The organism is Cellulomonas endometrii, from assembly GCF_949769265.1.
GTDB lineage: Bacteria > Actinomycetota > Actinomycetes > Actinomycetales > Cellulomonadaceae > Cellulomonas > Cellulomonas endometrii.
The window spans coordinates 1-25,893 of record NZ_CATKPC010000022.1; the positions used below are offsets into that span (position 1 = coordinate 1).

Here is a 25,893-nt window from a genome sequence, read left to right on the forward strand (position 1 = left end):
AGGGCCGCCCGGGCGCGCGCGGGGACGCCGAGGGGCCGGTGCGGGGCGGTCGTGCTGCCCGCACCGGCCGGCCCGGCGTGCCGCGCGCTGATGCTGCGTCCTGCGGCGTCAGCTCGCGATGACGACGGCGACGCCCTTGACGTCGGCCGCCTTGACCGCGCCGGGCACGCTCAGGGTCACGGTGCCGCCGGACGCACCGACCGTGCCGGTGACCTGGCGCAGGGAGGCGCCGGTGGAGGCGTCGGTGGGGTCGGTGTTGAGCAGGTCGACCGTGACGTTCTGGCCGGCGCAGCCCGCGGCGACGCCGGAGAGCTTCACCTCGGTGACCGTGTAGCCCTTGGCCGCGGCAGCGAAGGCGTTGCTGAACGCGACCTGCACGCCGTCGGAGTCGCACGACGCCACGACGGTGGTGCCCGCGCCGAGCGCGCCGGCGGTGAGGTTCAGCTGGGCGGCGGACGCGAGGCCCAGGCCGGCGATGCCGAGGCCCGCGACGGTGAGCGCGACGACCTTGCGGCGGACCGTGCGGCGGGGGCGGGGCGCGGGCGTGGCGGGCGTGGCGGGCGGTGGCGACGGACATGGGTCTCCTCGGACGACGCGGCTCTGGCAGGCGCGGCGCGTCCCGCAGAGCCGTGGGCGGGGGCGTGCCGACGCGGCGTCGGAGCAGGGGATCCCGGCGACGCGGCTCGCGCACCCTAGGGCCGCGCGGTGCACCCGCCGGGAGCTCTTCTGGGTGTCAGCACCCCTCCCGGCGAGCGTCAACCCCGGCACCCCACCCGTTATCCGGGCAAACCGGACAATCCGGGTGGGTGAAAAACGCGTCTCCGCAGGTCACAGCACTGATGACCGCAGTGATTCCACCGGAAGACTGGCGACCACCTGGGTGCCGTCGCCGGGCACGGAGGTGAGGCGGAGGTCCCCGCCGACCAGGCGCAGCCGGTCCGACAGCCGCGCGGTGCCGGACGGCACGCCGGCGTCCGCGCCGAAGCCCCGGCCGTCGTCGGACACCCGGACCTCCACGGCGCCGGCCACCACGGACAGCCGCACGTCCACCACCTCGGCGTGGCCGTGCCGCAGCGCGTTGCTGATCGCCTCCTCCACCACCCGCACGACGATCAGGCGCTCGGAGCGGGTCAGCTGCGGCGCCGCGGGGTCGTCCAGCGCGCGCACCTCGTCCGTGACGCCGAGCCGGGTGTTCACGGACGTGGGGATCCGGCTGAGCAGCGACCGGATCGCCGGCACCATCCCGACCTCCAGCTGGTCCGGGTAGAGCATCCGGCTGGTGGCCCGGACGTCGGCCTCGCGCACCGTCTCGATCTGCTCGCGCACCTCCCGCAGCAGCGCGAGGTCGTCCTCGGTGGCCGTGCCGCCGGCCAGCCGGTCCAGCAGCCGGTCCAGGCGGGCCACCACCAGCACCAGCCGCTGCTGCATGCTGCCGTGCAGGCCCTCGGCGACCTCGCGCCGGACCCGCACCTCCTCGTGCTGCAGCGCCTGCAGCGCGAGCTCGATCTGGATCCGGCTCTCCGCGGCGGCGGCGACCTGCGTGCGCAGCCGGCGCTGCGAGAGCATCGCCGCCAGGCCCATGCCCGCCGCGATCCACGCCACCGCGGCGCCGCTGCCGAGCTCGGCGACGATCACCGACCGCGGCGGGTCCACGTACACGTCCAGCAGCAGCTGCGACCCGAACCGCACGCCCGACGCCGTGACCCCCGCGCTGAGCACGCCCACCACGAGCGCGAGCGGGCCGCGCTGCGGCAGCGGCACCCCGGTGAGCGCCAGGATCACGAGCATCGAGGCCACGGCGGTCAGGTTGGCGAGGATGCGGTCCGTCACCGGCACGTGGCCGCCCTGGTTGCCGTAGACCCACGCGGTCTGGACCGCCGCGCCCACCGCGAACGCCGTCATGACGGTGCCGGAGGCCGCCAGCAGGGCCCGCCGGTCGGCGCGGGTCGCGGCCGCGTCCTGCGCCACAGCCGTCGGCATCCGTCATCACCCGTTCCCCGCGCGGACCGGGCCCGCGTGCCGTGCCGCGATCCGCGGTCCGGACGACCATACTGTCCGGGATGTCCGACTCCGCACCCGACACCGTCCGCGTCGTCGTCGTCGAGGACCAGCCACTCTTCCGGTCGATGCTGGAGCTCACCCTCGAGGCCGTCGCGGGGGTCCGCGTCGTCGCCGCGGTCGGCACCGTCAAGGAGGGCGCCGCCGCGCTGCGGCCCGGCGCCGCCGACGTGGCCGTCCTCGACATCGACCTGCCCGACGGCAACGGCATCGCCCTCGGGGTGACGCTGCGCCGGCACCAGCCCGACCTCGGCATCCTGCTGCTCTCCGCGCACGACGCGATGGACCTGCTGCTCGACCTGCCCCCGGACGTGTCGCACGGCTGGTCGTACCTGTCCAAGACGTCGTCGACGAGCGCCCAGACCCTCGTCCACGCCATCCAGGCGGCGGCAGCCGGGCGGACCACGCTCGACCCGGTGCTGCTGGACCGGATGGCCCCGCGTGCGGGCTCCGCCGTGGCGCGGCTCACCGACCGGCAGTACGCCGTCCTCCGGCTGCTGGCGCAGGGCCTGTCGAACGCCGGCATCGGCGAGGCGCTGAAGATCACCGAGAAGTCGGTGCAGAACCACATCAACGGCGTCTACGCCACGCTCGGCATCGACGCCGACCCGTCCCGCAACCCCCGCGTCACGGCGGCGCTCCGCCTGCTCGAGGAGACCGGCCGCGCGACCTGACCCTCGACACCCTCGACACCCCCGGCACCGGCGGAGCACGATGGTCGGCACCGACGCAGCGAGGGGGCACGCGATGGGACGCGCGGACGTGATGGCCTGGGTGGCGGCCTACGAGCGCGCCTGGCGGGACGACGACGTGTCAGCGGTCGCCACGCTGTTCACCGAGGAGGCGCGGTACCTGCGCTCCCCGTACGAGGCGCCGCTGGAGGGGCTCGCCGCGATCCGCGACTTCTGGCCGGACCCGACGCCGTTCACGATGGACGCGGAGGTCGTCGCGGCCGACGGAGCGGACGCCGTCGTCCGCGTGGAGGTCCGGTACGGCGGGGACGAGCCGCAGGAGTACCGCGACCTGTGGGTGCTGCGCTTCGCGCCCGACGGCCGCGTCGAGCACTTCGAGGAGTGGGCGTACTGGCCCGGCAAGCCGTACAGCGCGAGCGCCGACCCGTCCTGACACCGCCGGCCCGTCCCTCCGATCGGGTGAGGGACGTTCCCCGGGGGGCCGGTCCTGGGTTACAGTAAGCATGCCCTCGGTCGCCTGCCCCCTGCGCGGCCGAGGGCTTCTCCATGCCCGGCCGCGCTCGACGCGGAGCTCAGCGCGCGCGCCACTCCACGGCGCCGCAGCAGGTGCAGCGGGCCACGACGACGCCGAACCGCCGGGGGCTCGTGTCGAGGTGCCAGCCCGGCCGGTGGCACGACGGGGCGTGCTCGACCGTGACGCGGGTCAGCGGGTTCGGGCGGCTCGGGGCCAGCGTGCTGCTCATGGGGCTCTCCTGCGGGGACGACGGTGCTTGTCGGACCCCTTCGGCCGCCGCGACCGGGATGTGAGCGGTCGGACCGGCCGGCCTGCCGGCACGACGCAGCCCCGGCACGACGGCGCCCCGGCGCGCCAGGGAGCGGCGCGCCGGGGCTCGTCGGTCCGCGGGCGGCCGGGGGAGCCGCCCGCGGACCGGTCAGGCCCGGCCGGTCCGGCGGCGCCAGCCGACCAGGCCCGCGCCGAGGAGCAGGAGCAGCAGCGCCGCGCCGACCCCGGCGCCGATCTCCGCACCGGTGACCGCAAGCGGCGACCCGGGTGCCGCGGCCGCGGCCGGGGCGGCGGCCACGTCGCGGTAGGTGACCAGCACCTGCGCCGCCGTGACGTTGCCCTCGACGTCGCTCACCTGGTAGCCGACCGGGGTCGGGTCACCGGTGAAGCCGGCCTGCGGCGTGAACGTGATCGCCCCGGTCGCCGGGTCGACGCTCCAGGTGCCCTCACCGGCGACGACGAGCTCCGTCACGAGGGCGCCGGTCCCGGGGGTCACGAGCCGCACCGTCGTCGGGTCGAGGCTCCCCCGGTCGTTGCCGACCACGTCGACCGTCACGCGGGTGCCGCGGTCGTTGTCCCGGTCGGCGTCGTCCTGCGCCTTCGGCAGGTAGGTCACCACGACCTGCGCGGTCACCGGGGCGCCCACCGGGCCGGAGACCTCGTAGCGCACGGGCGTCGGGTTGCGGTGGAAGCCCGCGAGCGGCGTGAACGTGATCGCGCCCGTCGCGGGGTCGGCGGACCAGGTGCCCTCGCCGGCCACGACCAGGGTGCTGACGCGGTCGCCGGACACCGGGTCGACCAGGCGGACCGTCGCGGGGTCGAGGTCACCGGCGTCGTTCCCGACCACGTCCACCGTGACGGCGTCGCCGAGGGTGTTGCCGGTGTCGGCGTCGTCGACGGCGGCCGGCTGCGCGACCACGTCGACGGTGGCGCTCGCCGTGTTGTCCGACGCGTCGCCGCGGTCCTCGACGGCGGCGACGTTCGTCAGGGTGCTGCCCGGCGCGTCCGCGACGGTCTGCGTGGCCACCACGGTCAGGGTCTCCCCGACGTCCAGGCCGCGGCTGCCCGCGGGCGCCTCGCCGAGCAGCGCGAACGGCCGTGCGCACTCGAGCTCGGCCGGCAGGGGGTCGCCCGCGACGGCGTCGCAGGTCACGGGACCCCGCTCGAGGGCGGCGTTGGTGCCGCCGGAGGACGTGACGGACGTGAGCACCGCCGGGCCGGTGCCGGGCACGACGTCGCGCAGGGTGACCAGGTCGCCGCGGGTCATCGCCGCGGGGCCCTGGTTGGTGATCGTCACGGTCCAGGCCAGGACGTCCCCGGCGGCCGCCGACGCGGTCGCGCCCGCGGGCCCACCGTCGACGGAGACCGTCTTGGTCACGGCCAGGTCGTAGTCGCACTCGACCCAGTCGAGGGTGATCGAGCCCGCGGCGCCCGCGCCGGTCCCGGTCTGACGCCCGACCGCGCTGGCCTGGACGCCCGTGGCGCCGGCCGCCACGAAGCTGGACCCGCCGCCGCCACCACCGCCGGCGACCGTGTTGACGACCGTTCCCGACCCGTCGGCCTCGGTGTTCTGGATCAGCGTGGAGGCGCCACCGCCGCCGCCGAGGTAGCCGCCGCCTCCGCCGCCGCCCGCGTCGTAGTTCGGGTCGAACGCGCCGGCGCCACCGGTGCGACCGGCACCCGGCAGGCCGTTCAGGGTCGGGTCGACGCTGTGCACGCCGCCGGCACCGGCGGTGCTCGTGCCGCCGCCCTGGCCGCCGCCGACGCCGATGCGCTCCGCCGCGGCCGTCTGACCCTCGTACCCGTCGGTGCCCGCGGAACCGGCGGCGACGGTGCCCGCCGTCACGGGCAGGCCCGCGTCGCCGCCGAAGCCGTCGCTCGACACCGAGTGGCCGCCGCCGGAACCGCCGCCGCCGCCCGCGAGGACGGCGAGGTCGCCACCCAGGGTCAGCTCGCTGTACCCGCCGCCCCCCGCGCCGCCGTGCTGGCCGGTCACCGAACCGCCGGCGCCCCCGCCGTTCGCACCGCCGGAGCCGCCGGCGTTCCCGCTGTTCTCGCCGCCACCGCCGCCGACCGTGCCGGCGTAGGTCGTGCCCGGGACGACGCCGAACGTCGCGACGACGCGCGCGGCGCCGCCGTTGGAGCCGATCCCGTTCGCGCCCGCGGCGGAGCGACCTCCCGCCCCACCGACGACGACCGCCTGGACCCCGCAGACGCCGTCCGGCACGACCCCCGCCACGGTGCCGACGCCGAAGACGGAGCTCGGGGCGGCGGCCGCCGGGTCGGCGAGCGCGGCCGGGGCCAGCGCGACGGGAAGCACACCGGCGGCCAGGACCGTCACCGACGTCACACCCGCGAGCGCGGCCCGCCGCACCCGTCCCGGGCCCCGCTGGGCCGCCGCTGACCGACGGGACGCTGACCTGGCTCTGTGCTGCACGTGTCCTCCTGCTGCTCCGGCTGTCCACGCCCCGCGAAGGCGGTCGTGGGTCGGGGCCGGACCGCAGACGCGGCCGGCCCCTGCGGGAGCCTGCCGGACGAAGGTCCCGGATCAGGGGCGCAGCGGCGAGGTTCACCTCCGCCCTCACCCTTGGCGCAGTCGGGTTCGGATCGAGTCACGGGTGGCCCAGGTCGCAGACCGGGGGGCACCACATGGCTAGAATCGAGGTGCAGGCTGAACCCGGCTCCTGCCGGTGTAGGCATGCGATCAAGGGGCACCCCGCCTAGGGGTGCCCCCTTCGCATGTCGACGCCGGGAAGACGACCAGGCCGTCGTGGCGGCGCGTGGAGACCTGCGTCATCCATCGGGCGTTCATGACGTCCCACATCAGCTCGTTGCACGCTCGCGTTGCGCGTCCCCGGGGGCTGGAACAGCCGGAACGCTGCGGAGGCGGTCAAGTCCGCCGCCTGGATGACGTACGACAGCGCCGAGTTCCGTGCGACAGGGTCCTCGATGAGCAGTGGCGCGGTCACGCGAGCACCACCGGGCGCGAACGAGTGCCGCCTGAACTTGCGGACGTGCTTGCGGACGCGATCGGCATCGCCGTCGTCGTGCACCACCACGATCGGGTGCCCCATCGTCTCCGAGCGGATGCGGAGGCGCTGCAGCAGGTACTCCCACGCCCTCTCAGCAGGATCGCCTGAGAACCGCGGGTGCTCCTTGTCGATCACGACCGCGAAGACCCCGCTGCTGGCGACGTTCGTCGCGACGAGCAGCCGCCTGTAGATGTCACGGCGCTGCCCGTCGCCGAGCCGCAGCGGTTCGAGAGGACCGCGGCCACGCAGCAGAGAGTTCGCCTTGAGCTCGTCGCGGAGCCGGACGTCGTAGGTGCGCCGGATCTGGCTCCGCGCCTCGACCATGACGTCGAGCCGGTCGGTCCAGTGGTCCATCGGCACCATGACGCAGCCGAGGGTGTAGCTCCGCGTTCCACCCTTCGCGGGGGCACCGACGTTCCCCGACTCGTCGATGTACGCGAACTCGCCGCGGGGACTGGCATTCGTGCTCAGGATGGCGTCCAGCGCACCGATGACGCTCATGCACCACGCTCTGCTGTCGACACCTGTCGGATGATGCACGACTCGAGCAGCACCCAAGCGGGTGCTGTGCGACGCCGCCGTCGTCGGCGTAGGTGCTCGCGCCCCGAGGGCGAGATCGCATGCGATGAGCCCTCACAGGGACGACCGCCGCTCCCGGAACGGCGGACGCATGACGTCCTCCTCGGCACCGGTGAGCCGCGCGCCGAGGGTGCGTCCGGCGACGACGCGGTCTGAAGAGGGAGCCCCCTGTCGGATTCGAACCGACGACCTGCTGTTTACAAGACAGCTGCTCTGGCCAGCTGAGCTAAGGAGGCGCGGCGCACCCCGCGGGGCGCGTGCGGCGACCAGCCTACCGGCCACCCGGCGCGCGGATCAGGGCTGCGGGTCCCGCGCGTCGTACCGCCAGAACCCGCGCTGCCAGCGCACGAGCGCCCACAGGACCACGACGCACGCGAGCCCGCCGGCGAGCGCCGCGCCGCCCTCGCCGACGTGCTCCGAGGCGGTGCCGAGCAGCAGCTCCCCGAGGCGCGGCCCGCCGGCGACCACGACCACGAACACGCCCTGCAGCCGCCCCCGCATGTCGTCCGGGGTCGCGGTCTGCAGGATCGTCTGCCGGAACACCGCGCTGACGGCGTCCGCGGCCCCGGCGGCCGCCAGGGCGAGCACGCCGAGCGCCAGCGCCAGCCACAGCACGTGGTCCGGGTGGCCGCGGCCGGCGACGACCAGCACCGCGCCGAACGCCGCGACGGCGAGGCCCCAGGCGGTGATCGCCAGCACGATGATGCGCCCCTGCCAGCGCACCCGGGCCAGGCCGCCGGAGAACAGCCCGGCGAGCATCGCCCCGGCGGCGACGGCCGCGGTCATCACGCCGGCGGTCGTCTCGCCGCCGCCCAGGTAGACGATGCCCACCGCGGGGAACAGGACGCGCGGGGACGACGTGATCATCGCGACGAGGTCGACCAGGAACGTCATCCGCACGTTCGGCCGGGTCCCGAGGTACCGCAGCCCGTCGAGGACGGACGCCAGCCCGGCGCGGGCGCGGCGGGTGCCGGACGGCTCGGGGGGCATGGGCGGCAGCCGGAGCAGCGCGGTGAACGCGAACGTGAACAGCACGGCGTCGAGCGTGTAGACGATGCCGTAGTCGAGGGCCGCGACGAGCCCGGCGCCGAGCAGCGGGCCGAGTGTGAGCGCGACGTTCCAGCCGACGGTCTGCAGGGCGTTGGCCGCGGGCATGAGCCGGGGTTCGAGCAGCCGCGGGATGATCGCGGAGCGCGCGGGGCTGTTGACGGCACCGGCCCCGGACTGCACGGCGATCAGCGCGTACAGCACGCCGACGTGGGTGTTCCCGCCCCAGCCCTGCACCGCGAGGCCGAGCGTGGCGACCCAGCTGACCGCCGACGCGACGAGGGCCACCGTGCGCCGGTCCGCGTGGTCGACGATCGCCCCGCCGTACAGGCCGAACACCACGAGCGGCACCAGGGCGCACAGCCCCACCAGGCCGACCGAGAGCGTGGAGCGCGTGAGCTCGTACACCTGGAGGCCGACCGCGACGACGGTCAGCTGCGCGCCGAGGTTCGCGACGGACAGGCCCCACCACAGCCGGCGGAACTCGGGGCTGACGCGCAGGGGCGTCAGGTCCACGAGCAGGGAGGGCACCGCGGGAGTCTACGTGCACGATGCAGCGAAGGGCCGCGCCGGTCACCGGCGCGGCCCTTCACCGAGGGGCGGGGCGGGTCAGCCCTTCGCGGCCTCGATCGCCTCGGTCAGCGGCCCGGTCGTGTACAGGTCGCCGCTGAACTCCTCGCCGTCGATCAGCACGGTCGGGGTGCCGAGCTTGCCGAGGTCGGACTTCATCTGGTTGTTGTTCGCCGCGAGCCACGGCGCGAACGTCCGCCACTCGGCGTCCGGCGCGGTGGCGGTGAACTCGTCGACGACGTCCTGCGGGACGCCGGCCTCCTCCGCGAGGTCCGCGATCTCGTCGTCGGACAGGCCCTTGGTGCCCTCCTCCGGCTGGTTCTCGAACAGCGCGGAGTGGAAGGCGGAGAACTGCTCGGGCGCCTGGTCGGCGACGACGGCGGCCGCGTTGCCGGCGCGGGTGGAGTACTCGGCGCCCTGCGACTGGTTGTCGAGGAACGCCAGCGGGTGGTACTCGACGGTCACGCCGCCCTCCTCCCGGAGGGTCTCGAGCTCGGCGTCGTTCGCGTCCTCGAACATGCCGCAGTAGGGGCACATGTAGTCGAAGTACACGGACACGACGACGTCGCCCTCGGCGGCGGGCTCCCCCGCGGCGCCGTCGGCGCCGACCGGGATCGCACCGGAGGGTTCCGCGGTCGACGGCGCGGCCACCTCCTCGAGCGTGATCGAGTCGACGTCGTCCGCGGAGTACGCGATGCCGGGCTGGTTCGCCTGCACGACGATCACCGCGACGACGGCGACGAGGGCGACGACCGCGGCGGACAGGCCGCCGATCGCCACGATCTTGTTGCGGCGGTCGCGCTTGGCCTGCTGCTCGCGCATGGCGCGGGCCTGCTCGCGGGCGGAGTCGCGACGCTCGGCCTTGGTGGGCCGCGGCGAGTCGCCGGGGCGCGGGGTGCTGCTGGTCATGGGGGTCCTGCTTCCTTCGGACGTCCGGGCGGTGGGCTCAGGCGAACGCCGGCGGCGGGCCGCGGTGCGGGTGCCGCGCCCGGGCGAGGACGGCGGCGGGCAGGCGCACCACACCGGCGACCGGGAGGCCGCGGCGCGACCCCGCCGGCTGGAACCCGGCGGGCCGGGGCACGACGCGCACGACGGCGCCGAGGACACGCCGGGCCGTGCCGGCCGCCCGCAGCAGGAGCGCGGTCAGACCGAGGCCGAGGGCACCCAGGGCGGCGTGCGCGGCGACGACCGGCAGCACGAGGCCGAGCGCGAGCACCGCGCCGTGCGACGCCGCGGGTGCGACGGCGAGCGTGCCGGTCGGGCAGTCGGCGGCGTCCTGGAGCAGGGTGAGCCGCACGCCGAGCACCGCGAGCGGGCCGTCGACGTGCACGCACTGGTGCACGAGCGTGCGGACCCCGGCCAGCCAGACCGCCCCGCCGAGGGCCAGCAGGGACGCCAGGGCCGCGAGCAGCGGGGTCGCGAGCAGGCGGCCCTCGCGGTCCGGCGCACGGCCGGGCACGGGGGCGTGCGGCACCCGCGCGTCGGCCGTCCCGGTCATGCGGCCCAGCGTACGGGCTCCGCCTGGACCGGACCTGGGTCCTCGGGGCCCGGCGTGCGTCGCCGGGTCAGCCGCCCGGTCAGCTGCCCGTGGGCAGCGACGGCTCGGCGAACGGCGTCCAGTCGACGCCGGAGCCGGTGGCCGCGAACGCGACGAGCACCGCCGCGACGACGAGTGCCAGCAGCACCGCCGCGGTCGCCCCGCCCCGTCCGGGTGCGACGGCGGCCAGCACCCGGCGCGCGCCGGTGCGGGTGGTGCGCGCGAGCGGGCCCCACCAGAGTGCGGCCAGGCCGGCGGCCGTCGCGACGGCCAGGAGCACCGCGGCCGCCGTCCCCGTCGGGCCGTCCGCGTCGGCGCGCAGCGGCCCGGCGTCGAGCGCGCCGGACCCGACCAGCCACCAGCCCACGCCGAGCGTGATGACGACGAGGCTGGCGGCGACGAGCAGCGACGGCACCAGCGTGACGAGCGCGCGGACCAGGTGCCAGGGGCTCGACGCGACGGCGCGCAGCCCGTCGCTGCGCCGGGCGCCGACCCGCTCGCGGCGCCGGGCCAGGGACTCGGCGACGGAGCCGACCGTCCGGGCCAGCAGCACCAGCGGGACGAGCGCGATCAGCACGACGCCGGGGTAGAGCGCGGCCGCCGCGACGGCCAGCAGCGCCAGCGCGAGCACCGTCCCCGCGCGGCGCGGGGGCTCGGCGGCCGGCGCGCCGGGCCCGAGGTCGCCCTCGGCCGGCTCGTCCGCGCCCCACGGGGCGTCGTACGGCTGGCCGGCGTCGCCTGCGCCGTCCGCCGCCCACACCTGGGTCGGCGCGTCCGCGTACCCGCCGGACCGGTCGCCGGCGGACCGGTCGCCGGCGGACCGGTCGCCGCCCGGCGGCACCGACGGCGGCAGGAACGCCCGCGTCGTGCCGTCCTGCGCGCCGGTCGGCACGGGCGCGAGCACCGCGGTGCCGTCGCTGCCGGGCGCGCCGGGCGCGTCAGCCCAGCCACCGGCGCCGATCACCTCGGTGGCGCCGCTGCCGGCCACCGCGAGCGCCCCCGGCGGCACCGGCCCGGTCGCGGCGGGGTGCGCCAGGGTCGGGGCGGCGTCGCCGGCGCCGAACGCGACGGTCCCGCCCGCCCGCGTGGCGGCCGCGGCGCCTCCCGCGAGCGCCGCGCCCGCGGTGAGGGCCACCGTCGCGGCCTCCGGCGAGTACCGCTCGCCGCGGCGCACGGCCTCGGCGAGCGCCTCGACCACCTCGTCGGGCTCGGCGCGCTCAGCGGGGTCGGCGGCGAGCGCGTCCCACAGGGCCCCCGCGGTGACCGGGCCCAGCCCCGCGAGGTCCGCGTCGCCGCTGCGGGTGCGCACCAGCACGGCCTCCAGCGGGCGGGTGCCGAACGGCGCGCGCCCGGTGGCGGCGTGCGCGAGCAGCGCGGCCCACCCCCACCAGTCGGTCGCGGGAGTGGGCTCGGCGCCGTCGACCAGCTCCGGCGCGAGGTACCCGGGGGTGCCGACGACGAAGCCGGCGGACGTCACGCGGGTCTCGTCGACGGACTGCGCGATGCCGAAGTCGATGAGCACGGGCCCGTCCGGGGTGACCAGGACGTTGCTCGGCTTGAGGTCGCGGTGCACCACCCCGGCGGCGTGCACGGCCTCGAGGGCGTCGCGGAGCCCGGCGGCCAGCCGGTGCAGGGCGGCGGCGTCGAGGGGTCCGCGCAGCCGGACGTGCTCGGCCAGGTCCTGGCCGGGGACGAGCTCGGTGACGAGGAACGCCTCGGTGGAGTCGGCCTCGGCGTCCAGCACCGCGGCGACCCCGGGGTGCCGCAGCCGCTGCAGGGCCAGCACCTCGCGGCGCAGCCGCTCCCGGGACGACGGGTCGGCCCCGATGTGCGGGTGCAGCAGCTTCAGCGCGACGGCCGTGCCCCCGCCGTCGACGGCCCGGTACACCGTGCCCATGCCTCCGGAGCCGAGCGGCGCGAGGATGGTGTACCCGCCGATCTCGGCGCCCGGCGACAGCCCGATGCGCTCCACCCACGGCACGGTAGCCGCCGCCCGCGCGCACCGCGGGGTCGCCGCGCGGGCGGGCCCGGCGCGGGGTGCAGAGGCGCAGGTGGCACGCGGTATCGCGGGCGGGGTCAGGAGGGTCACGTTAAGGTCAGGACGACACCAAGGAGCTGAGGATCAGTGGCATCTGCTGGTTATGACCTGGTCGTCGTCGCGAACCGACTGCCGGTCGACGTGACGCTGGACGACGACGGCAAGCCGAGCTGGGACCGGTCGCCCGGTGGTCTCGTGACCGCCCTGGAGCCCGTCGTGCAGAACTCGGACGGCGCGTGGGTGGGCTGGGGCGGCTCGGCCGACCTCGAGCTGGAGCCGTTCGACGCGGACGGCATGCGCCTCGTCCCGGTGCAGCTCACCGCGGACGACCTCGAGTACTACTACGAGGGCTTCTCGAACGACACGCTGTGGCCGCTGTACCACGACGTGATCCAGCCCCCGACGTTCCACCGCCTCTGGTGGGACGCGTACCAGAAGGTGAACCGGCGGTTCGCGAACGCCGCGGCGGCGCAGGCGGCCCCCGGCGCGACCGTGTGGGTGCACGACTACCAGCTGCAGCTGGTCCCGAAGTACCTGCGCGAGCTGCGCCCCGACGTGCGCATCGGGTACTTCCACCACATCCCGTTCCCCCCGCTGGAGATCTTCGCGCAGCTGCCGTGGCGGCTGCAGGTGGTCGAGGGTCTGCTCGGCGCGGACCTCATCGGGTTCCAGCGCGGCGGCGACGCGGCGAACTTCGTGCGGGTGGTGCGCCGCCTGACGGACCGGCCGACGCGCGGGCAGATGATCTCGATCACCGACGCCGACGGCCGGACCGAGCGGCACGTGCGCGCTTCGGCGTTCCCCATCTCGATCGACTCCAAGGCCTTCGACCGGCTGGCCCGCACCCCCGAGGTGCAGCAGCGCGCGAAGGAGATCCGCCACGAGCTCGGCGACCCGAAGGTGCTGCTGCTCGGCGTCGACCGCCTGGACTACACCAAGGGCATCCGGCACCGCATCAAGGCGTTCGGGGAGCTGCTCGAGGACGGGCGCCTGACGGTGCCCGACGCGACGCTCGTGCAGGTGGCCTCCCCCAGCCGGGAGAACGTCGGCGCGTACCAGCAGCTGCGCGACGACGTCGAGGTGCTGGTCGGGCGGATCAACGGCGAGCACGGCGAGCTCGGCCACGCCGCGGTCCACTACATGCACCACTCCTACCCGATGGAGGAGATGGCGGCGCTGTACCTGGCGGCCGACGTCATGCTCGTGACCGCCCTGCGCGACGGCATGAACCTGGTCGCCAAGGAGTACATCGCCGCGCGCTCGGACGACCGGGGCGCCCTGGTGCTGAGCGAGTTCACCGGCGCGGCGGACGAGCTCGGCGGGGCGGCGATCCTGGTCAACCCGCACGACATCGCGGGCCTGAAGAACGCCATCCAGCACGCCGCGTTCATCGACCCGCGCGAGGGCCGCAAGCGGATGCGCCGCCTGCGCCGCCGCGTGCTGGAGAACGACGTGGCGCACTGGTCCGAGTCGTTCCTGTCCGTGCTGAGCGCCGTGCCGGTGCGCGAGCGGAACGTGTGAGGGACGGGATCGTGCACGACACCACCCACGAGGACGAGCTCCGCGGCGCGCTGCGGGCCCTGGCCGCCGACCCCGCCCGCCGGCCGCTGCTGCTCGCGCTCGACTTCGACGGGACCCTCGCACCCCTGCAGGACGACCCGGAGGACTCGCGCGTGCTGCCCGAGGCCGTGACCGCCCTCGCGGCGCTCGCCGCGCGGCCCGACCGGGTCCGGCTGGCGCTGGTGTCCGGCCGCGCGCTCGGCGACCTGCACCGGCTCGCGGAGGTGCCGCCGGGCACGGTGCTGATCGGCAGCCACGGCGCCGAGCGCGCGCGCGTCACCGAGCACGGCCTCGACCGCGACGTGATCCGGCTGACCGACGACCAGGCCGACCGGCTGGCCGCGCTCGGCGGCGAGCTGCAGTCCGTGGCCCGCGGGCGGGACGGCGTGTGGGTCGAGACCAAGCCCGCGGCGGTCGCGGTGCACACCCGCATGGCCGACCCCGCGACGGGCGACGAGGCGGAGCGGGAGGCCCTGGCCGTCGGGGAGCGCCTGGGCTCCAAGGTCCTGCACGGCAAGAAGGTCGTCGAGGTGTCGGTGCTGGACGCCGACAAGGGCGCGGCCCTGGTCGCGCTGCGGGACGAGCTCGGGGCCGGCGTGGTCGTCTGCGCCGGCGACGACGTCACCGACGAGAACGCGTTCCGTGCGCTGGGCCCGGACGACGTGACGGTCAAGGTGGGCGACGGGGCGACCGTCGCCCGGTACCGCGTCGCCGGCCCGGAGGCCCTCGCGGGCCTGCTGGCGGACCTCGCGCGCGGCGCCGCCGACGGGTCCGTGGACGCGGAGGCAGGTCCCGCCGGCCGGGCGTAGGTTGCCCGCATGACGGGCAGCGCCCCATGAGGGGGCAGCGCCGGTGAGGGCGCGTCGCGTGGCGATGCAGGACGTCGAGATGGTCGACGTCGAGACCGGTGCGCCCGCCTTCGACCCGCTCGCGGCCGAGGACGACCCGGCGGCCGAGGCGGAGCGCGCCCGCCGGCGGGCCGGCCGCCGGCGGCTGGTGCGGCGCTGGTGGCCCGTCCCCGTCGCGGTCGTCGCCCTCGCGGTGGGCACGCAGACCGTGCTGGACGCCCGCGAGCGCGAGCGGGTCGCCGCGCGGCAGGAGGTCGAGGGCGTGCTCCGCACGGTCGACCCCGCGCTCGAGCCGACCCGCCGCGTGCCGGAGGACATCGCCGCGGTGGTGCTGAGCGGCGTCGTGGCCGGCGACCTGCGGATCGGCCCCGGGAACGACCCGTGGGAGGGTCCCCGGGAGCTGGTGGCCGTCGACGCCGCCGGGGACACCGTCTGGCGCGCGTCCCTCGAGCGGGGCGGGTCCTGGGAGCCCGGCGAGCCGGGGCTCGGGGCGGAGTACCCGCTGTGCCTGCCCGAGGGGGACCCCGTCACGTCGGTGCGCTGCCTGGTGCTCGACCGGACCATGGACACCGCGACCGAGGTGGAGGACGGCGCCTGGATCCCCGGCCCGCCGACCTCGGGCCGTCTGATGTCCTTCGACCCGGCGACCGGCCGGGCGCGCGACGAGCAGGACGTCCCGCCGGTGTCCGGGTGGGACGCCGGCGACGGCCTGCAGGTCCTCGCGTCGGTGACGGACGGCGCGCTGGTGGTCACCGCGTGGCCCGAGGGCGAGGCGCCCGACGGCGAGCCGCGCTGGCGCACCGAGCTGCCGCTCGGCACCGACGCGGCCACGCCCCAGTCCCTGACCTACCCGCCGGGCGTCACGGTCGTGCGCGGGCACGTGCTGGTCCAGGGCGACCTCGGGTCCTGGGCCCTGGCGGCCGCCGACGGCGCCCTCGAGCGCGAGGGCGTCGACTACCTCACGCTCACCCGCGGGGGGCACCTCACGTCGCCCGGGACCCCGGCCGAGGTGCTGGGCCCCGACGGCCGGACGCTGGCGACGCTGCCGGGCTCGCCCCTGGCGCTGACCGTCGACGACGGCTCGGTCCCGGGCGTCGAGCTGCTGGTCGTGCAGGACGGCGCGCAGCGGGAGCTGGTCGGCTACGACGTCGCGGGCGACGAGACGCTGTGGACGCTGCCCCGCTCCGCGTGGGTGGACTCCGGCTTCGTGCTGCTGGACGGCGTGCTGTACGGCAGCGACCGGGAGGCGGTGTGGGCCGTCGACGTCGCGACCGGCCGCGAGACGTGGCGGACGCCGTCCCCGGTCGCGAACGACACCGGGGGCGTGCTCACCGACGGCCGGCACCTGCTGGTCCTCGCGGCCACCCGGGCGGCGGCGGACGCGGGGGTGCGCATCGACCCGGCCACCGGCGCGGTCACGTCCGAGACCCCCGCGAGCTCCCGCAGCGTGCTGGCCTACTCGCTGGCCGACGGGCAGCTCGCGTGGGCCACCCGGCTGCCCGACGACGTGCAGGGCGTGTGGGCGTGGCAGGGCGACCTGCTCGCGTTCGGGCCCGGGGACGTGCTGGTCCTCAACTGAGCCCGGCGGTCCCCCGAACAGGTGTCTGCGCAGGTCGCCGCGCCGCGGCCCGGGTGTGGCAGGATGACCAGTGGACCGAGGGGGGTCACCCGACCTCCCTCGACCCGTGTCAGCGAAGACACTCTGACACTCTTCACGACGGATCGTCCGGCACGTACCTGCCGGTGAAGGGACTGATCACTGATGGCTACGGTCACGTTCGACAAGGCCACCCGGGTGTACCCGGGCACGGAGCGCCCCGCGGTGGACGCTCTCGACCTCCACGTCGAGGACGGCGAGTTCCTCGTTCTCGTCGGCCCCTCCGGCTGCGGCAAGTCGACCTCGCTCCGCATGCTCGCGGGTCTCGAGGACGTCAACGCCGGTCGCATCCTCATCGGCGACCGCGACGTCACCGACGTCCAGCCGAAGGACCGGGACATCGCGATGGTGTTCCAGAACTACGCGCTGTACCCGCACATGACGGTCGCCGACAACATGGGCTTCGCGCTCAAGATCGCCGGCACCCCGAAGGCGGACATCCGCACCCGCGTAGAGGAGGCCGCCAAGATCCTCGACCTCACCCAGTACCTCGACCGCAAGCCGAAGGCCCTCTCCGGTGGCCAGCGTCAGCGTGTCGCCATGGGTCGCGCCATCGTCCGCGAGCCGCGCGTGTTCCTCATGGACGAGCCGCTGTCGAACCTCGACGCCAAGCTCCGCGTGCAGACCCGCACGCAGATCGCCTCGCTCCAGCGCCGCCTGGGCGTCACCACGGTCTACGTCACGCACGACCAGACCGAGGCCCTGACCATGGGCGACCGCATCGCGGTCCTCAAGGACGGCCTGCTCCAGCAGGTCGGCACCCCGCGCGACATGTACGACACCCCGTCCAACGTGTTCGTCGCCGGCTTCATCGGCTCCCCGGCCATGAACCTCGGCACGTTCCCGCTGACCGACGGCGTCGCGAAGGTCGGCACCGCCGGCATCGCCGTGCCGCGCGACGCCCTCAGCGCGCTGGCGGCGGACGACAACAACGCCATCACGATCGGGTTCCGGCCCGAGTCTCTGGACGTCGTCCCCGAGGGCACCCCGGACGCCATCCCGGTCGTCGTGAACATCGTCGAGGAGCTCGGCTCCGACGCGTTCGTCTACGGCTCCCTGGCGGCCGAGGCCGGCGCGGCGCAGGTCACCTCCGGTGCCGGCGACTCGCAGGTCATCGTCCGTGTCGACCCGCGCCAGGTCCCCGCCAAGGGCGAGAAGATCTGGGTCCGCATCCGCACCGGCGAGCAGCACCTGTTCCACGCCGGCTCGGGCGAGCGCATCGCGGTCTGAGCACAGCACCTCCACGTCGAAGGGGCGGGTCCGGCACACCACCGGTCCCGCCCCTTCGACGTCCGATGGGAGAATCGACCCCATGACCCCTCGCACGCGCCTGCAGATCACCGCGGCCGCGCCCGACCCGGCGCTCCTGGACCTCCCGTGGGACGTGCCGCTCGCCGACTGGCCCGCGGACCAGCTCGCCGCCCTCCCCCGCGGCATCTCCCGGCACACCGTGCGGTTCGCGCGGCTGTCCGGCCGGGTGATCGCGATCAAGGAGATCGGCGAGAGCGTCGCCTACCGGGAGTACGAGCTGCTGCGCCAGCTGGGCCGCCTCGACGTGCCCAGCGTCGAGCCCGTCGGGGTCATCACGGGGCGCACCGCCCCGGACGGCGAGCCGCTGGAGGCCGTGCTGATCACGCAGCACCTGCGCTTCTCGCTGCCGTACCGCGCGCTGTTCAGCCAGGCCCTGCGGCCGGACACCGCCACCCGCCTGATCGACGCCCTCGCGGTGCTCATGGTCCGGCTGCACCTGGCGGGCTTCTACTGGGGCGACGTGTCGCTGTCGAACACCCTGTTCCGCCGCGACGCCGAGACGTTCGCCGCGTACCTCGTGGACGCGGAGACCGGGGACCTGCACGACACCCTGACCGACGGGCAGCGGGGGTACGACCTCGAGGTCGCCCGCGTGAACATCATCGGCGAGCTGATGGACCTGCAGGCCGGCGAGTTCCTCGAGGAGGACGTCGACGCCGTCGCGATCGGCGCGATGCTGGTCGAGCGGTACGAGGAGCTGTGGGTGGCGCTGACCACCGCCGAGTCGTTCGGCCTCGACGAGCGGTGGCGGGTGCAGGCGCGCATCGAGCGGCTGAACGACCTGGGGTTCGACGTCGGCGAGCTGGACATCACCACCGACGTCGACGGCACCAGCGTGCGCATCCAGCCCAAGGTCGTGGACGCCGGGCACCACTCCCGGCGGCTGATGCGGCTCACCGGGCTGGACGTGCAGGAGAACCAGGCCCGGCGCCTGCTCAACGACCTCGACCAGTTCCGCGCGGCCACGGACCGGCAGAACGACGACGAGACGTTCGTCGCGCACGACTGGCTCACCGAGGTGTTCGAGCCCGCCGTCCGTGCCGTCCCCCGCGCGCTGCGGCCCAAGCTGGAGCCCGCGCAGCTCTACCACGAGCTGCTCGACCACCGGTGGTTCCTGTCCGAGGGCCGCGGGCGCGACGTGCCGATGCGCGAGGCCGTGCAGTCCTACGTCCAGGACATCCTGCCGAACCGCCCGGACGAGGAGTCGGTGCTCGGCGTCTCCGCCGCGGACCTGCGCGAGGACGCGGACGCCCTGCCCGCCGCCACGGACTGACCCCGGCGCCGCCCGCGGCCCGGCCTAGAGCTCGACGCGCTCGTTCGGCGCCTCGAGCCGCTCGCCGCTGACCTTCGCCTTCACGAAGCTCAGCAGGGTCGCGACGCGGCCGCCGGGGGCGTCCCAGTACTCGGCGGACTCCGCGCGCACGCGCAGCAGCACCGCCTGCGGCGAGTCCGGGCCGTCGGGCAGCCACGCCTCGACGCCGGCGCTCCACAGCGCGCGCTTCTTCTCGGCGTCGTCGACCACCTGCGCGGTGCCGGCGACCGACACCCACGTGGCGCCGGAGCCGACGGCGACGTTCACGCCCGGGTGCGCGGCGACGTGGTCGAGCTTGCGGGAGGTGCGCTCGGCGAAGAACCAGAGGTCGCCGTCGAACTCCACCTCCTGCAGCGCCATCGGGCGCGCCACGAGGGTCCCGTCGGGGGCCACGGTGGTCAGCACGCCGAGCCGCTGGTCGCGCAGCAGCCGGGCGACGGTCGCGACGGCGTCGCCGGTGTCGGTGGTCATGCGTCCATCGTGCGGCCGGGTGCGGTGTCCCGCACCCGGCCGCCGGACGGGCGCGTCAGCTGGTGCGCTGGCGGGCGACCTCGTACAGGGCGATGCCCGCGGCCACGCCCGCGTTGAGGCTCTCGACCTCGGACGCGATCGGGATCGAGGCGATGGCGTCGCAGTGCTCGCGCACCAGGCGCGACAGGCCCTTGCCCTCGGAGCCGACGACCAGCACCAGCGGGTCCGTCGAGTACGGCAGGTCCTGCACGGAGACGTCGCCGCCGCCGTCGAGCCCGACGATGAAGCACCCGGCCTCGTGCAGGCGCTCGAGCGCCCGGACCAGGTTCGTCGCACGGGCCACCGGCACGCGGGCGGCGGCACCCGCCGACACCTTCCACGCCGACGCGGTCACGCCCGCGGCGCGGCGCTCCGGCACGAGCACGCCGTGCGCGCCGAACGCCCCGGCGGACCGCAGCACGGCCCCGAGGTTGCGGGGGTCGGTCACGCCGTCGAGCGCGACGATCAGCGGTGCGCGGTCGCTCGCGGCGGCCACGTCCAGCAGGTCCTCGACGTCCCGGTACTCGTACGGCGGCACCTGGATCGCGACGCCCTGGTGCACCGACCCGTCGGTCATCCGGTCGAGCTCCGGCTTGGTGACCTCGAGCAGGGGGTAGCCCTCGTCGGCGGCCGTGCGCAGGATCTCGCGCGTGCGGTCGTCCGCCTCCAGGCGCGTGGCGATGTACACCGCCGACACCGGGATGCCCGCGCGCAGCGCCTCGACCACCGAGTTGCGGCCGGCGACCACCTCGGTGACGCCCGCGCCGCGCTTCCGGCCCGCCGCCGCGCCGCCGCGTCCCGCCGGGCGGTTGCCCGAGGGCCGGCCGCCCGCGACGTTCTGCCGTCGCTCGGCCGCGGCCTTCTTCTTGCCGGCCGGGTGGTACGTGCGGTCCTCGGCCTTGGGGGTGGGGCCCTTGCCCTCGAGCCCGCGGCGGCGCTGACCGCCGGACCCGACGCTCATGCCCTTCTTGCTGCCCGGCTTGCGCGTCGCGCCCCGGCGCTGGGAGTTCCCGGCCATCAGTTCTCGTCCTCAGGTGTCGGGCGCGCGGCGAGTGACCAGCGCGCGCCGGTGGCGTTGTCCTCGACGGCCACGCCTGCGGCCGCCAGTCGGTCACGGATCGCGTCCGCGGTGGCCCAGTCCCGGGCGGTGCGGGCCGCGGCCCGCGCGTCGAGCTCGGCACGCACGAGGGCGTCCAGCGCCTCCGCGTGCCGGTCGTCGGTGCGGCCGGCACCCCACTGCGCGCCGGCCGGGTCGAGCCCGAGCACGTCGAGCATCGCGCGCACGGCGACCAGCCCGGCGCGCACGGCCGCGTCGTCGCCCGCCGCGAGGGCGGAGTTCCCGGCGCGCAGGTGCTCGTGCACGACCGCGAGCGCGGCGGGCACGTTGAGGTCGTCGTCCAGCGCCGCGCCGAACGCCTCGGGCAGGTCGGTCGTCGCCAGCTCGGCGGCGGGCACGGCGCCCACGCGCTCGGTGGCCCGGTCGACGAACCCGGCGAGCCGGTCCCAGGTGGCCTCGGACTCCGCGAGCGTGTCCGGGGTCCACTCGAGCATCGACCGGTACTGCACGGCCGTCAGGGCGTAGCGCAGCACGGCGGGCCGCACCGTCTCGAGCAGGGCGCTCACCAGCAGGCCGTTGCCGAGCGACTTGCTCATCTTGGCGCCGGACTGCGTGACCCAGCCGTTGTGCAGCCAGTACCGGGCGAACCCGTACCCGGCGGCACGCGACTGCGCCTGCTCGTTCTCGTGGTGCGGGAACCGCAGGTCGAGGCCGCCCCCGTGGATGTCGAACGTGTCGCCCAGGTAGCGCTGCGCCATCGCGGAGCACTCGAGGTGCCAGCCCGGGCGGCCGCGGCCGAACGGGGTGTCCCACGCGGCGGTCTCGGGCTCGCCCGGCTTGGCGGCCTTCCACAGCGCGAAGTCGTGCGGGTCGCGCTTGTCGCCGCCCGCGCCGTCCGGGGCGGGGGCCATGTCATCGAGGCGCTGGCTGGTCAGGGAGCCGTAGTCCGCGTAGGAGCGGACGTCGAAGTACACGTCCCCCTCCCGCGCGACGTACGCGTGCCCGGTGTCGACCAGCCGCTGCATGAGCGCGACCATCGCGGGCACGTGCCCGGTGGCGCGCGGCTCGTACGTCGGGGGCAGCACGCCGAGGGCGTCGTACGCGGTGGTGAACGCGCGCTCGTTCTGCATCGCCCACGCCCACCACTCGACGCCGGCCTCCGCGGAGCGGGCCAGGATCTTGTCGTCGATGTCGGTGACGTTCCGGACCATGGTCACGTCGTGCCCCGTCCGGCGCAGCCAGCGGACCAGCACGTCGAAGGCGACGACCGACCGCACGTGGCCGATGTGCGGGGGCGCCTGCACGGTCGCGCCGCACAGGTAGATGCCGACCCGGCCCGGGACCACGGGGACGAAGTCGCGCACCTCGCGGGTGGCGGTGTCGAACAGGCGCAGGCTCACAAGGGTCAAGGCTACCGGGGCTGGTGCGCCGGACCGTCGAAACGGGCCGCCTCGGTGCGCAGGGCCTGCAGCACACGGCCCACGACCCGGCGCTCGGCGCGGTCGGGGCGCACCAGCGCGTCGATCCGCCGGCCCGCGCGCACGCCCGCCAGCGGTACGAGCCGCACCCCCCGCAGCCCCGCGGTGTGCCGGGGCAGCAGGCTGATGCCGTGGCCGGCCGCGACGAGGGCCTCGACGACCCCGAAGTCGTTGAACCGCTGCACGATCCGCAGCGGCGCCCCGACCGCGGCGGTCACGGCGTCGAGCACCCCCGCGACCGGGAACCCCTCCCGCACGGCGATCCACGGCTGGTCGGCCAGGTCCTGCGGGGTCAGCACGTCGCGGTCGGCGAGCGAGTGCCCCGGCGGCAGCGCCACGTCGAGCGGCTCGCGCAGCAGGGGCACCACCTCCAGGCCCGCGGGCCACTCGTACGCAGAGTCCGGCCGGTGGGCGACCACGACGTCGAACTCGGTGGTGAGCGCGGGGAAGTCCTCCTGGGCGACGTCCTCGTCTCCGAGCTCCACCCGCACCCCGGACATGGCCTGCACCCGGGTCAGCAGGCCCGGCAGCAGCAGCTCCGCGCCCGACTGGAACGCCGCCACCCGGACCGTGCCCTGCGGGGCCGAGCGGAACGCGTCGACGGCGGCCTCCGCGCGCTCCAGGGCGACCGCGACGTCCAGGGCCGCGTCGGCGAGCGCCCGACCCGGCCCGGTGAGCCGGATCCCGCGGCCGACCCGCTCCACCACGTCGACCCCCGCGTCGCGGGCCAGCGCGCGCAGCTGCTGCGACACCGCCGACGGGGTGAGGTGCAGGACGGCGGCCGCCGCGGTGACCCCGCCGTGGTCCCGGACCGCCCGGAGCGTCGACAGGTGCCGCGTGTCCATGCAGCGACGCTACATGGTCGATCGTCGATCTTTCGATGGTGCTGGACGGTGAGGCGCCCGCATCATCGACGCATGCCCCTGCGCGACCGCCTCCTCGCCCTCACGGTGGCCCTGGTGTGGGGACTGAACTTCCCGGCCATCCACCTGTCCCTCGAGCAGTTCCCGCCGTTCTTCCTGGTCGCGCTGCGGTTCGCCGTGCTAGCCGTGCCGACCCTGCTGCTGGTGCCCCGCCCGCGCGTGCCCGTGCGGTGGCTGCTCGGGTACGGCATCGGGTTCGGGGTCCTCCAGTTCGCGTTCCTCTACCTCGCGATGGACACCGGCATGCCGACGGGGCTCGCGTCCCTGGTCCTGCAGGCGTCGGCGCCGTTCACGGTCCTGCTCGGCGCGGCGTGGCTGCGGGAGCGGATCAGCGCGCGGCAGGCCGTCGGCGTCGGGCTCGCGCTCTGCGGGCTCGGCGGCATCGCGGCCCTGCGCGCCGGCGCCGGGGCCTCGGCGGGGCTGCTGCCCGTGGTGCTGACGCTGTGCGGCGGGCTGGGGTGGGCGTTCGGCAACGTGTCGAGCCGGCAGGCGCACCCCGACAGCCCGTTCCGGTTCATGCTGTGGATGTCCGTCGTGCCGCCGCTGCCGATGCTCGCCCTGTCGCTGCTCGTCGACGGGCCGGCGGCCATCGGCCGGTCGCTGACGACGCTCGGCACGCCCACCGCCGCATGGGCGCTCGCCGGGCTGGCGTTCACGGTCCTGGTGGCGACCGTCGTCGGGTCGGGCATCTGGACCGCGCTGCTCGCCCGGCACCCGTCGGGGGTGGTGGCGCCGTTCTCGATGCTGGTGCCCGTCGTGGGGATCGCGGCGTCGTGGCTGATCTTCGACGAGCGCCCGGCGACCGGGGAGCTGGTGCTGGGCGCGCTGATCGTCGGCGGCGTCCTCTACGCGACCCGCCCACCCCGCAGCCACGCCGCGCCGAGCACCCACCCCGCACCCGCGCCCGCCGCAGCACCCACCCCGCACCCGCACCGAGATGACAGAACGCGCCTCTGCCGACCGAGCTCCGCAGGGCCAGGAGTGCCATCTCGGCGAGACACGCGCGGGAGTGGCGAGCGAGCGAGAGGGCGCGACGCCGCGAGCGGGCAGAAGGTGCTGCCTCCGCGGGCCTGGAGGGACATCTCCTGCCCGCTCGAGGGGGCCGGGCGGGCGGGGTCCGGGCCGAGCAGGGCGGGGGCCGGCGCGGCCCGGTCAGGCGCGGGGGGCGACCAGGGCCGTCGCGATCGCCGCGACACCCTCGCCGCGGCCGGTGAGACCCAGGGCGTCGGTCGTCGTGGCCGAGACGGAGACCGGGGCACCCGCGGCCTCCGAGAGCGCCGCCTCCGCCTCGGCACGGCGGGGGCCGAGGCGCGGCCGGTTGCCGATCACCTGGACCGCGACGTTCCCGATCTCGTAGCCGGCCTCGCGCACCAGGCGGGCGGCCTCCGCGAGCAGGGCGACCCCGGCGGCGCCGGCCCACTCGGGGCGCGACGTGCCGAACACCGCGCCGAGGTCCCCGATCCCCGCCGCGGACAGCAGCGCGTCGGCGGCGGCGTGCGCGGCGACGTCCGCGTCGGAGTGCCCGGCGAGCGGCCGCTCGGCGGGCCACGCCAGCCCGGCCAGGTGCAGCACGGCGTCGGCGGACGGCTCGGGGTCGTAGGCGTGCACGTCGACGCCGATGCCCGTGCGCGGCAGGCCGGTCACGCGCGCACCGCCGCGCCGTCCGTGCGGGCCAGCAGCTCCGCGACGGCGAGGTCGCGGGTGGTGGTGATCTTCATGGCGGACTCCTCCCCCGGGACGACCCACACCTGCTCGCCCAGTGCCTCGACGAGGGATGCGTCGTCCGTCGCGGCGGTCGCCTCGTCCCCGGCGCGGTGCGCCCCGGCGGCGTGGGCGGCGTCGAGCAGCGCCCGGTCGAACCCCTGCGGCGTCTGGACGGCGCGCATGGCGGCCCGCGGGACCGTCGCGAGCACGGGGGCGGCGCCGTCGACGGCCTCGCCGACCTGCTTGATGGTGTCGGCCACGGGGAGCCCGGGGACGACGGCGCGGTGCCCGGCGCGCACGGCGGCCTCGACGGAGCGGACCAGGGCGGGGCTCGCCAGCGCGCGGGCGGCGTCGTGCACGAGGACGACGTCGACGTCGTCCCCCAGCGCCGCCAGCCCGGCGGCGACGGACGCCTGCCGCGAGGCCGCGCCCTCGACGATGGTGACCGGGATGCCGATGCCCGGGCGCACCGGGCCGCCGAGCAGCGCCCGGAACCCGCCCGCGCGGCCCGGGGGCACGGTCACGACCACGGACAGCACGACGCCCGACGCAGCGAGGCGTCGGGCGGCGTGCACGACCAGCGGGACCCCCGCCAGCTCGACCAGCGCCTTGGGCCCGGGCAGCCCGAGCCTCGTGCCGCTGCCGGCGGCGGTGAGGACGGCGGCGGTGGGCACGCGGGTGCGGTCCGGTCGGGGCGCTCAGGCGCGGGTCGTCAGGAGGCCAGCACCTCGTCGAGGATGGCCTCGGCCTTGTCCTCCTCGGTGTGCTCGGCGAGCGCGAGCTCCGACACGAGGATCTGCCGCGCCTTGGCGAGCATGCGCTTCTCCCCCGCGGACAGGCCGCGGTCGGCGTCCCGGCGGGACAGGTCGCGCACGACCTCGGCGACCTTGATCACGTCGCCGGAGGCGAGCTTCTCGAGGTTGGCCTTGTAGCGGCGCGACCAGTTGGTCGGCTCCTCCGTGTACGGGGCGCGCAGCACCTCGAACACGCGGTCGAGGCCCTCCTGGCCCACGACGTCACGCACACCCACGAGGTCGACGTTCTCCGCCGGCACCTCGATGGTCAGGTCACCCTGGGCGACCTTCAGCTTGAGGTAGATCTTGTCCTCGCCGCGGATGGTCCTGGTCTTGATCTCCTCGATCAACGCTGCACCGTGGTGCGGGTAGACAACCGTCTCCCCAACAGTGAAAGTCATC

The 25,893-nt window shown here is 75.9% G+C and carries 23 protein-coding genes, 1 tRNA gene and 1 pseudogene; 8 read left to right on the forward strand and 17 right to left on the reverse strand.

The genetic code is table 11. From position 1 onward, the window contains the following. Positions 1-108: 108 nt before the first annotated feature. Both QNH85_RS17550 and QNH85_RS17555 read right to left on the reverse strand, forming a co-directional pair. Entirely contained in the window at positions 109-711 is a 603-nt protein-coding gene (locus QNH85_RS17550; RefSeq protein WP_282948485.1) for a hypothetical protein, read from the reverse strand. 117 nt (positions 712-828) lie between these two features. After that, positions 829-1,980: a sensor histidine kinase gene (locus tag QNH85_RS17555; protein WP_282948487.1), complete on the reverse strand. Its 1,152-nt coding sequence runs from the start codon at positions 1,978-1,980 to the stop codon at positions 829-831. A gap of 80 nt (positions 1,981-2,060) precedes the next feature. Here QNH85_RS17555 and QNH85_RS17560 point away from each other — a divergent pair, with 80 nt between their 5' ends. After that, positions 2,061-2,732 (forward strand): response regulator transcription factor, encoded by a 672-nt coding sequence (locus tag QNH85_RS17560; protein WP_213283544.1) that lies wholly within the window; start codon positions 2,061-2,063, stop codon positions 2,730-2,732. A gap of 73 nt (positions 2,733-2,805) precedes the next feature. After that, the gene (locus QNH85_RS17565) at positions 2,806-3,183 is read left to right on the forward strand and encodes a nuclear transport factor 2 family protein (protein WP_282948491.1); all 378 of its coding nucleotides are present in this window, start codon (positions 2,806-2,808) and stop codon (positions 3,181-3,183) included. Between the two features lie 139 nt (positions 3,184-3,322). Here the strand turns inward: QNH85_RS17565 and QNH85_RS17570 are convergent, their stop codons facing one another. From QNH85_RS17570 to QNH85_RS17605, 8 genes are all read right to left on the reverse strand, one after another. Continuing rightward, positions 3,323-3,493, reverse strand: coding sequence for a hypothetical protein (locus QNH85_RS17570; RefSeq protein WP_282948492.1), 171 nt, complete (start codon positions 3,491-3,493; stop codon positions 3,323-3,325). Between the two features lie 189 nt (positions 3,494-3,682). Continuing rightward, entirely contained in the window at positions 3,683-5,884 is a 2,202-nt protein-coding gene (locus tag QNH85_RS17575) for a hypothetical protein (RefSeq protein ID WP_282948494.1), read from the reverse strand. 370 nt (positions 5,885-6,254) lie between these two features. After that, a complete protein-coding gene (locus QNH85_RS17580) occupies positions 6,255-7,067 on the reverse strand; it encodes a DUF3800 domain-containing protein (protein WP_282948496.1) in 813 nt (270 codons plus the stop codon). 240 nt (positions 7,068-7,307) lie between these two features. Then, positions 7,308-7,381, reverse strand: a tRNA-Thr gene (locus QNH85_RS17585). A 58-nt stretch (positions 7,382-7,439) separates the two neighbouring features. Beyond that, positions 7,440-8,723: an MFS transporter gene (locus tag QNH85_RS17590; protein WP_282948498.1), complete on the reverse strand. Its 1,284-nt coding sequence runs from the start codon at positions 8,721-8,723 to the stop codon at positions 7,440-7,442. Positions 8,724-8,801: 78 nt separating this feature from the next. Then, positions 8,802-9,671 (reverse strand): DsbA family protein, encoded by an 870-nt coding sequence (locus QNH85_RS17595; protein ID WP_282948499.1) that lies wholly within the window; start codon positions 9,669-9,671, stop codon positions 8,802-8,804. Between the two features lie 37 nt (positions 9,672-9,708). Further along, a complete protein-coding gene (locus QNH85_RS17600; RefSeq protein WP_282948501.1) occupies positions 9,709-10,260 on the reverse strand; it encodes a hypothetical protein in 552 nt (183 codons plus the stop codon). Positions 10,261-10,339: 79 nt separating this feature from the next. Next, positions 10,340-12,271, reverse strand: a complete 1,932-nt coding sequence (locus QNH85_RS17605) for a serine/threonine-protein kinase (RefSeq protein ID WP_282948503.1) — start codon at positions 12,269-12,271, stop codon at positions 10,340-10,342. Positions 12,272-12,424: 153 nt separating this feature from the next. On the opposite strand from QNH85_RS17605, the gene QNH85_RS17610 reads away from it, so the two are divergent. The 5 genes from QNH85_RS17610 (at position 12,425) to QNH85_RS17630 (ending at position 18,986) form a co-directional block, all read left to right on the forward strand. Continuing rightward, positions 12,425-13,858 carry an alpha,alpha-trehalose-phosphate synthase (UDP-forming) gene (locus QNH85_RS17610; RefSeq protein ID WP_282948505.1) on the forward strand — a complete coding sequence of 478 codons (1,434 nt, stop codon included), beginning with the start codon at positions 12,425-12,427 and terminating at the stop codon, positions 13,856-13,858. Positions 13,859-13,869: 11 nt separating this feature from the next. Continuing rightward, positions 13,870-14,706, forward strand: coding sequence for a trehalose-phosphatase (gene otsB / locus QNH85_RS17615; RefSeq protein ID WP_282948507.1), 837 nt, complete (start codon positions 13,870-13,872; stop codon positions 14,704-14,706). A gap of 58 nt (positions 14,707-14,764) precedes the next feature. Beyond that, positions 14,765-16,324, forward strand: a complete 1,560-nt coding sequence (locus tag QNH85_RS17620) for a PQQ-binding-like beta-propeller repeat protein (RefSeq protein WP_282948509.1) — start codon at positions 14,765-14,767, stop codon at positions 16,322-16,324. 183 nt (positions 16,325-16,507) lie between these two features. Further along, positions 16,508-17,632, forward strand: a complete 1,125-nt coding sequence (locus QNH85_RS17625; protein WP_282948511.1) for an ABC transporter ATP-binding protein — start codon at positions 16,508-16,510, stop codon at positions 17,630-17,632. Positions 17,633-17,714: 82 nt separating this feature from the next. Next, positions 17,715-18,986, forward strand: a complete 1,272-nt coding sequence (locus QNH85_RS17630; protein ID WP_282948512.1) for a DUF4032 domain-containing protein — start codon at positions 17,715-17,717, stop codon at positions 18,984-18,986. A 24-nt stretch (positions 18,987-19,010) separates the two neighbouring features. Here the strand turns inward: QNH85_RS17630 and QNH85_RS17635 are convergent, their stop codons facing one another. The 4 genes from QNH85_RS17635 to QNH85_RS17650 are packed head-to-tail and all read right to left on the reverse strand — an operon-like array spanning position 19,011 to position 22,915. Beyond that, positions 19,011-19,496, reverse strand: a complete 486-nt coding sequence (locus QNH85_RS17635) for a pyridoxamine 5'-phosphate oxidase family protein (RefSeq protein WP_282948514.1) — start codon at positions 19,494-19,496, stop codon at positions 19,011-19,013. A 55-nt stretch (positions 19,497-19,551) separates the two neighbouring features. Next, positions 19,552-20,553, reverse strand: coding sequence for a 23S rRNA (guanosine(2251)-2'-O)-methyltransferase RlmB (rlmB, locus tag QNH85_RS17640; protein WP_282948516.1), 1,002 nt, complete (start codon positions 20,551-20,553; stop codon positions 19,552-19,554). Next, complete coding sequence (gene cysS, locus QNH85_RS17645) at positions 20,553-21,992, reverse strand: cysteine--tRNA ligase (protein WP_282948518.1); 1,440 nt, start codon at positions 21,990-21,992, stop codon at positions 20,553-20,555. The genes rlmB and cysS overlap by 1 nt, the downstream gene beginning before the upstream one ends. Before the next feature lie 11 nt (positions 21,993-22,003). Further along, entirely contained in the window at positions 22,004-22,915 is a 912-nt protein-coding gene (locus QNH85_RS17650) for a LysR family transcriptional regulator (protein WP_282948520.1), read from the reverse strand. Positions 22,916-22,987: 72 nt separating this feature from the next. Between QNH85_RS17650 and QNH85_RS17655 the strand changes: the two are divergent. Further along, positions 22,988-23,944 (forward strand): annotated as a pseudogene (locus QNH85_RS17655) (EamA family transporter); the annotation flags it as partial. A 201-nt stretch (positions 23,945-24,145) separates the two neighbouring features. Here QNH85_RS17655 and ispF read toward each other — a convergent pair. Genes ispF through QNH85_RS17670 form a run of 3 tightly spaced genes read right to left on the reverse strand, consistent with a single transcriptional unit; the run spans position 24,146 to position 25,892 of the window. After that, positions 24,146-24,637: a 2-C-methyl-D-erythritol 2,4-cyclodiphosphate synthase gene (gene ispF / locus QNH85_RS17660; RefSeq protein WP_282948522.1), complete on the reverse strand. Its 492-nt coding sequence runs from the start codon at positions 24,635-24,637 to the stop codon at positions 24,146-24,148. After that, on the reverse strand, positions 24,634-25,371 hold the full coding sequence (gene ispD, locus QNH85_RS17665; protein ID WP_213284005.1) for a 2-C-methyl-D-erythritol 4-phosphate cytidylyltransferase: 738 nt from the start codon (positions 25,369-25,371) through the stop codon (positions 24,634-24,636). The genes ispF and ispD overlap by 4 nt, the downstream gene beginning before the upstream one ends. A gap of 38 nt (positions 25,372-25,409) precedes the next feature. Then, positions 25,410-25,892 (reverse strand): CarD family transcriptional regulator, encoded by a 483-nt coding sequence (locus QNH85_RS17670; protein ID WP_130780340.1) that lies wholly within the window; start codon positions 25,890-25,892, stop codon positions 25,410-25,412. Between the last annotated feature and the right edge of the window lies 1 nt (position 25,893).

What these genes read in the sequence shown, in the direction of transcription:
- QNH85_RS17555 (WP_282948487.1), bottom strand. Translation starts at nt 1,980, where the DNA reads ATGCCGACGGCTGTGGCGCAGGACGCGGCCGCGACCCGCGCCGACCGG.
- QNH85_RS17560 (WP_213283544.1), top strand. Translation starts at nt 2,061, where the DNA reads ATGTCCGACTCCGCACCCGACACCGTCCGCGTCGTCGTCGTCGAGGAC.
- QNH85_RS17565 (WP_282948491.1), top strand. Translation starts at nt 2,806, where the DNA reads ATGGGACGCGCGGACGTGATGGCCTGGGTGGCGGCCTACGAGCGCGCC.
- QNH85_RS17570 (WP_282948492.1), bottom strand. Translation starts at nt 3,493, where the DNA reads ATGAGCAGCACGCTGGCCCCGAGCCGCCCGAACCCGCTGACCCGCGTC.
- QNH85_RS17580 (WP_282948496.1), bottom strand. Translation starts at nt 7,067, where the DNA reads ATGAGCGTCATCGGTGCGCTGGACGCCATCCTGAGCACGAATGCCAGT.
- QNH85_RS17595 (WP_282948499.1), bottom strand. Translation starts at nt 9,671, where the DNA reads ATGACCAGCAGCACCCCGCGCCCCGGCGACTCGCCGCGGCCCACCAAG.
- QNH85_RS17600 (WP_282948501.1), bottom strand. Translation starts at nt 10,260, where the DNA reads ATGACCGGGACGGCCGACGCGCGGGTGCCGCACGCCCCCGTGCCCGGC.
- QNH85_RS17625 (WP_282948511.1), top strand. Translation starts at nt 16,508, where the DNA reads ATGGCTACGGTCACGTTCGACAAGGCCACCCGGGTGTACCCGGGCACG.
- QNH85_RS17630 (WP_282948512.1), top strand. Translation starts at nt 17,715, where the DNA reads ATGACCCCTCGCACGCGCCTGCAGATCACCGCGGCCGCGCCCGACCCG.
- QNH85_RS17635 (WP_282948514.1), bottom strand. Translation starts at nt 19,496, where the DNA reads ATGACCACCGACACCGGCGACGCCGTCGCGACCGTCGCCCGGCTGCTG.
- rlmB (WP_282948516.1), bottom strand. Translation starts at nt 20,553, where the DNA reads ATGGCCGGGAACTCCCAGCGCCGGGGCGCGACGCGCAAGCCGGGCAGC.
- QNH85_RS17650 (WP_282948520.1), bottom strand. Translation starts at nt 22,915, where the DNA reads ATGGACACGCGGCACCTGTCGACGCTCCGGGCGGTCCGGGACCACGGC.
- QNH85_RS17670 (WP_130780340.1), bottom strand. Translation starts at nt 25,892, where the DNA reads ATGACTTTCACTGTTGGGGAGACGGTTGTCTACCCGCACCACGGTGCA.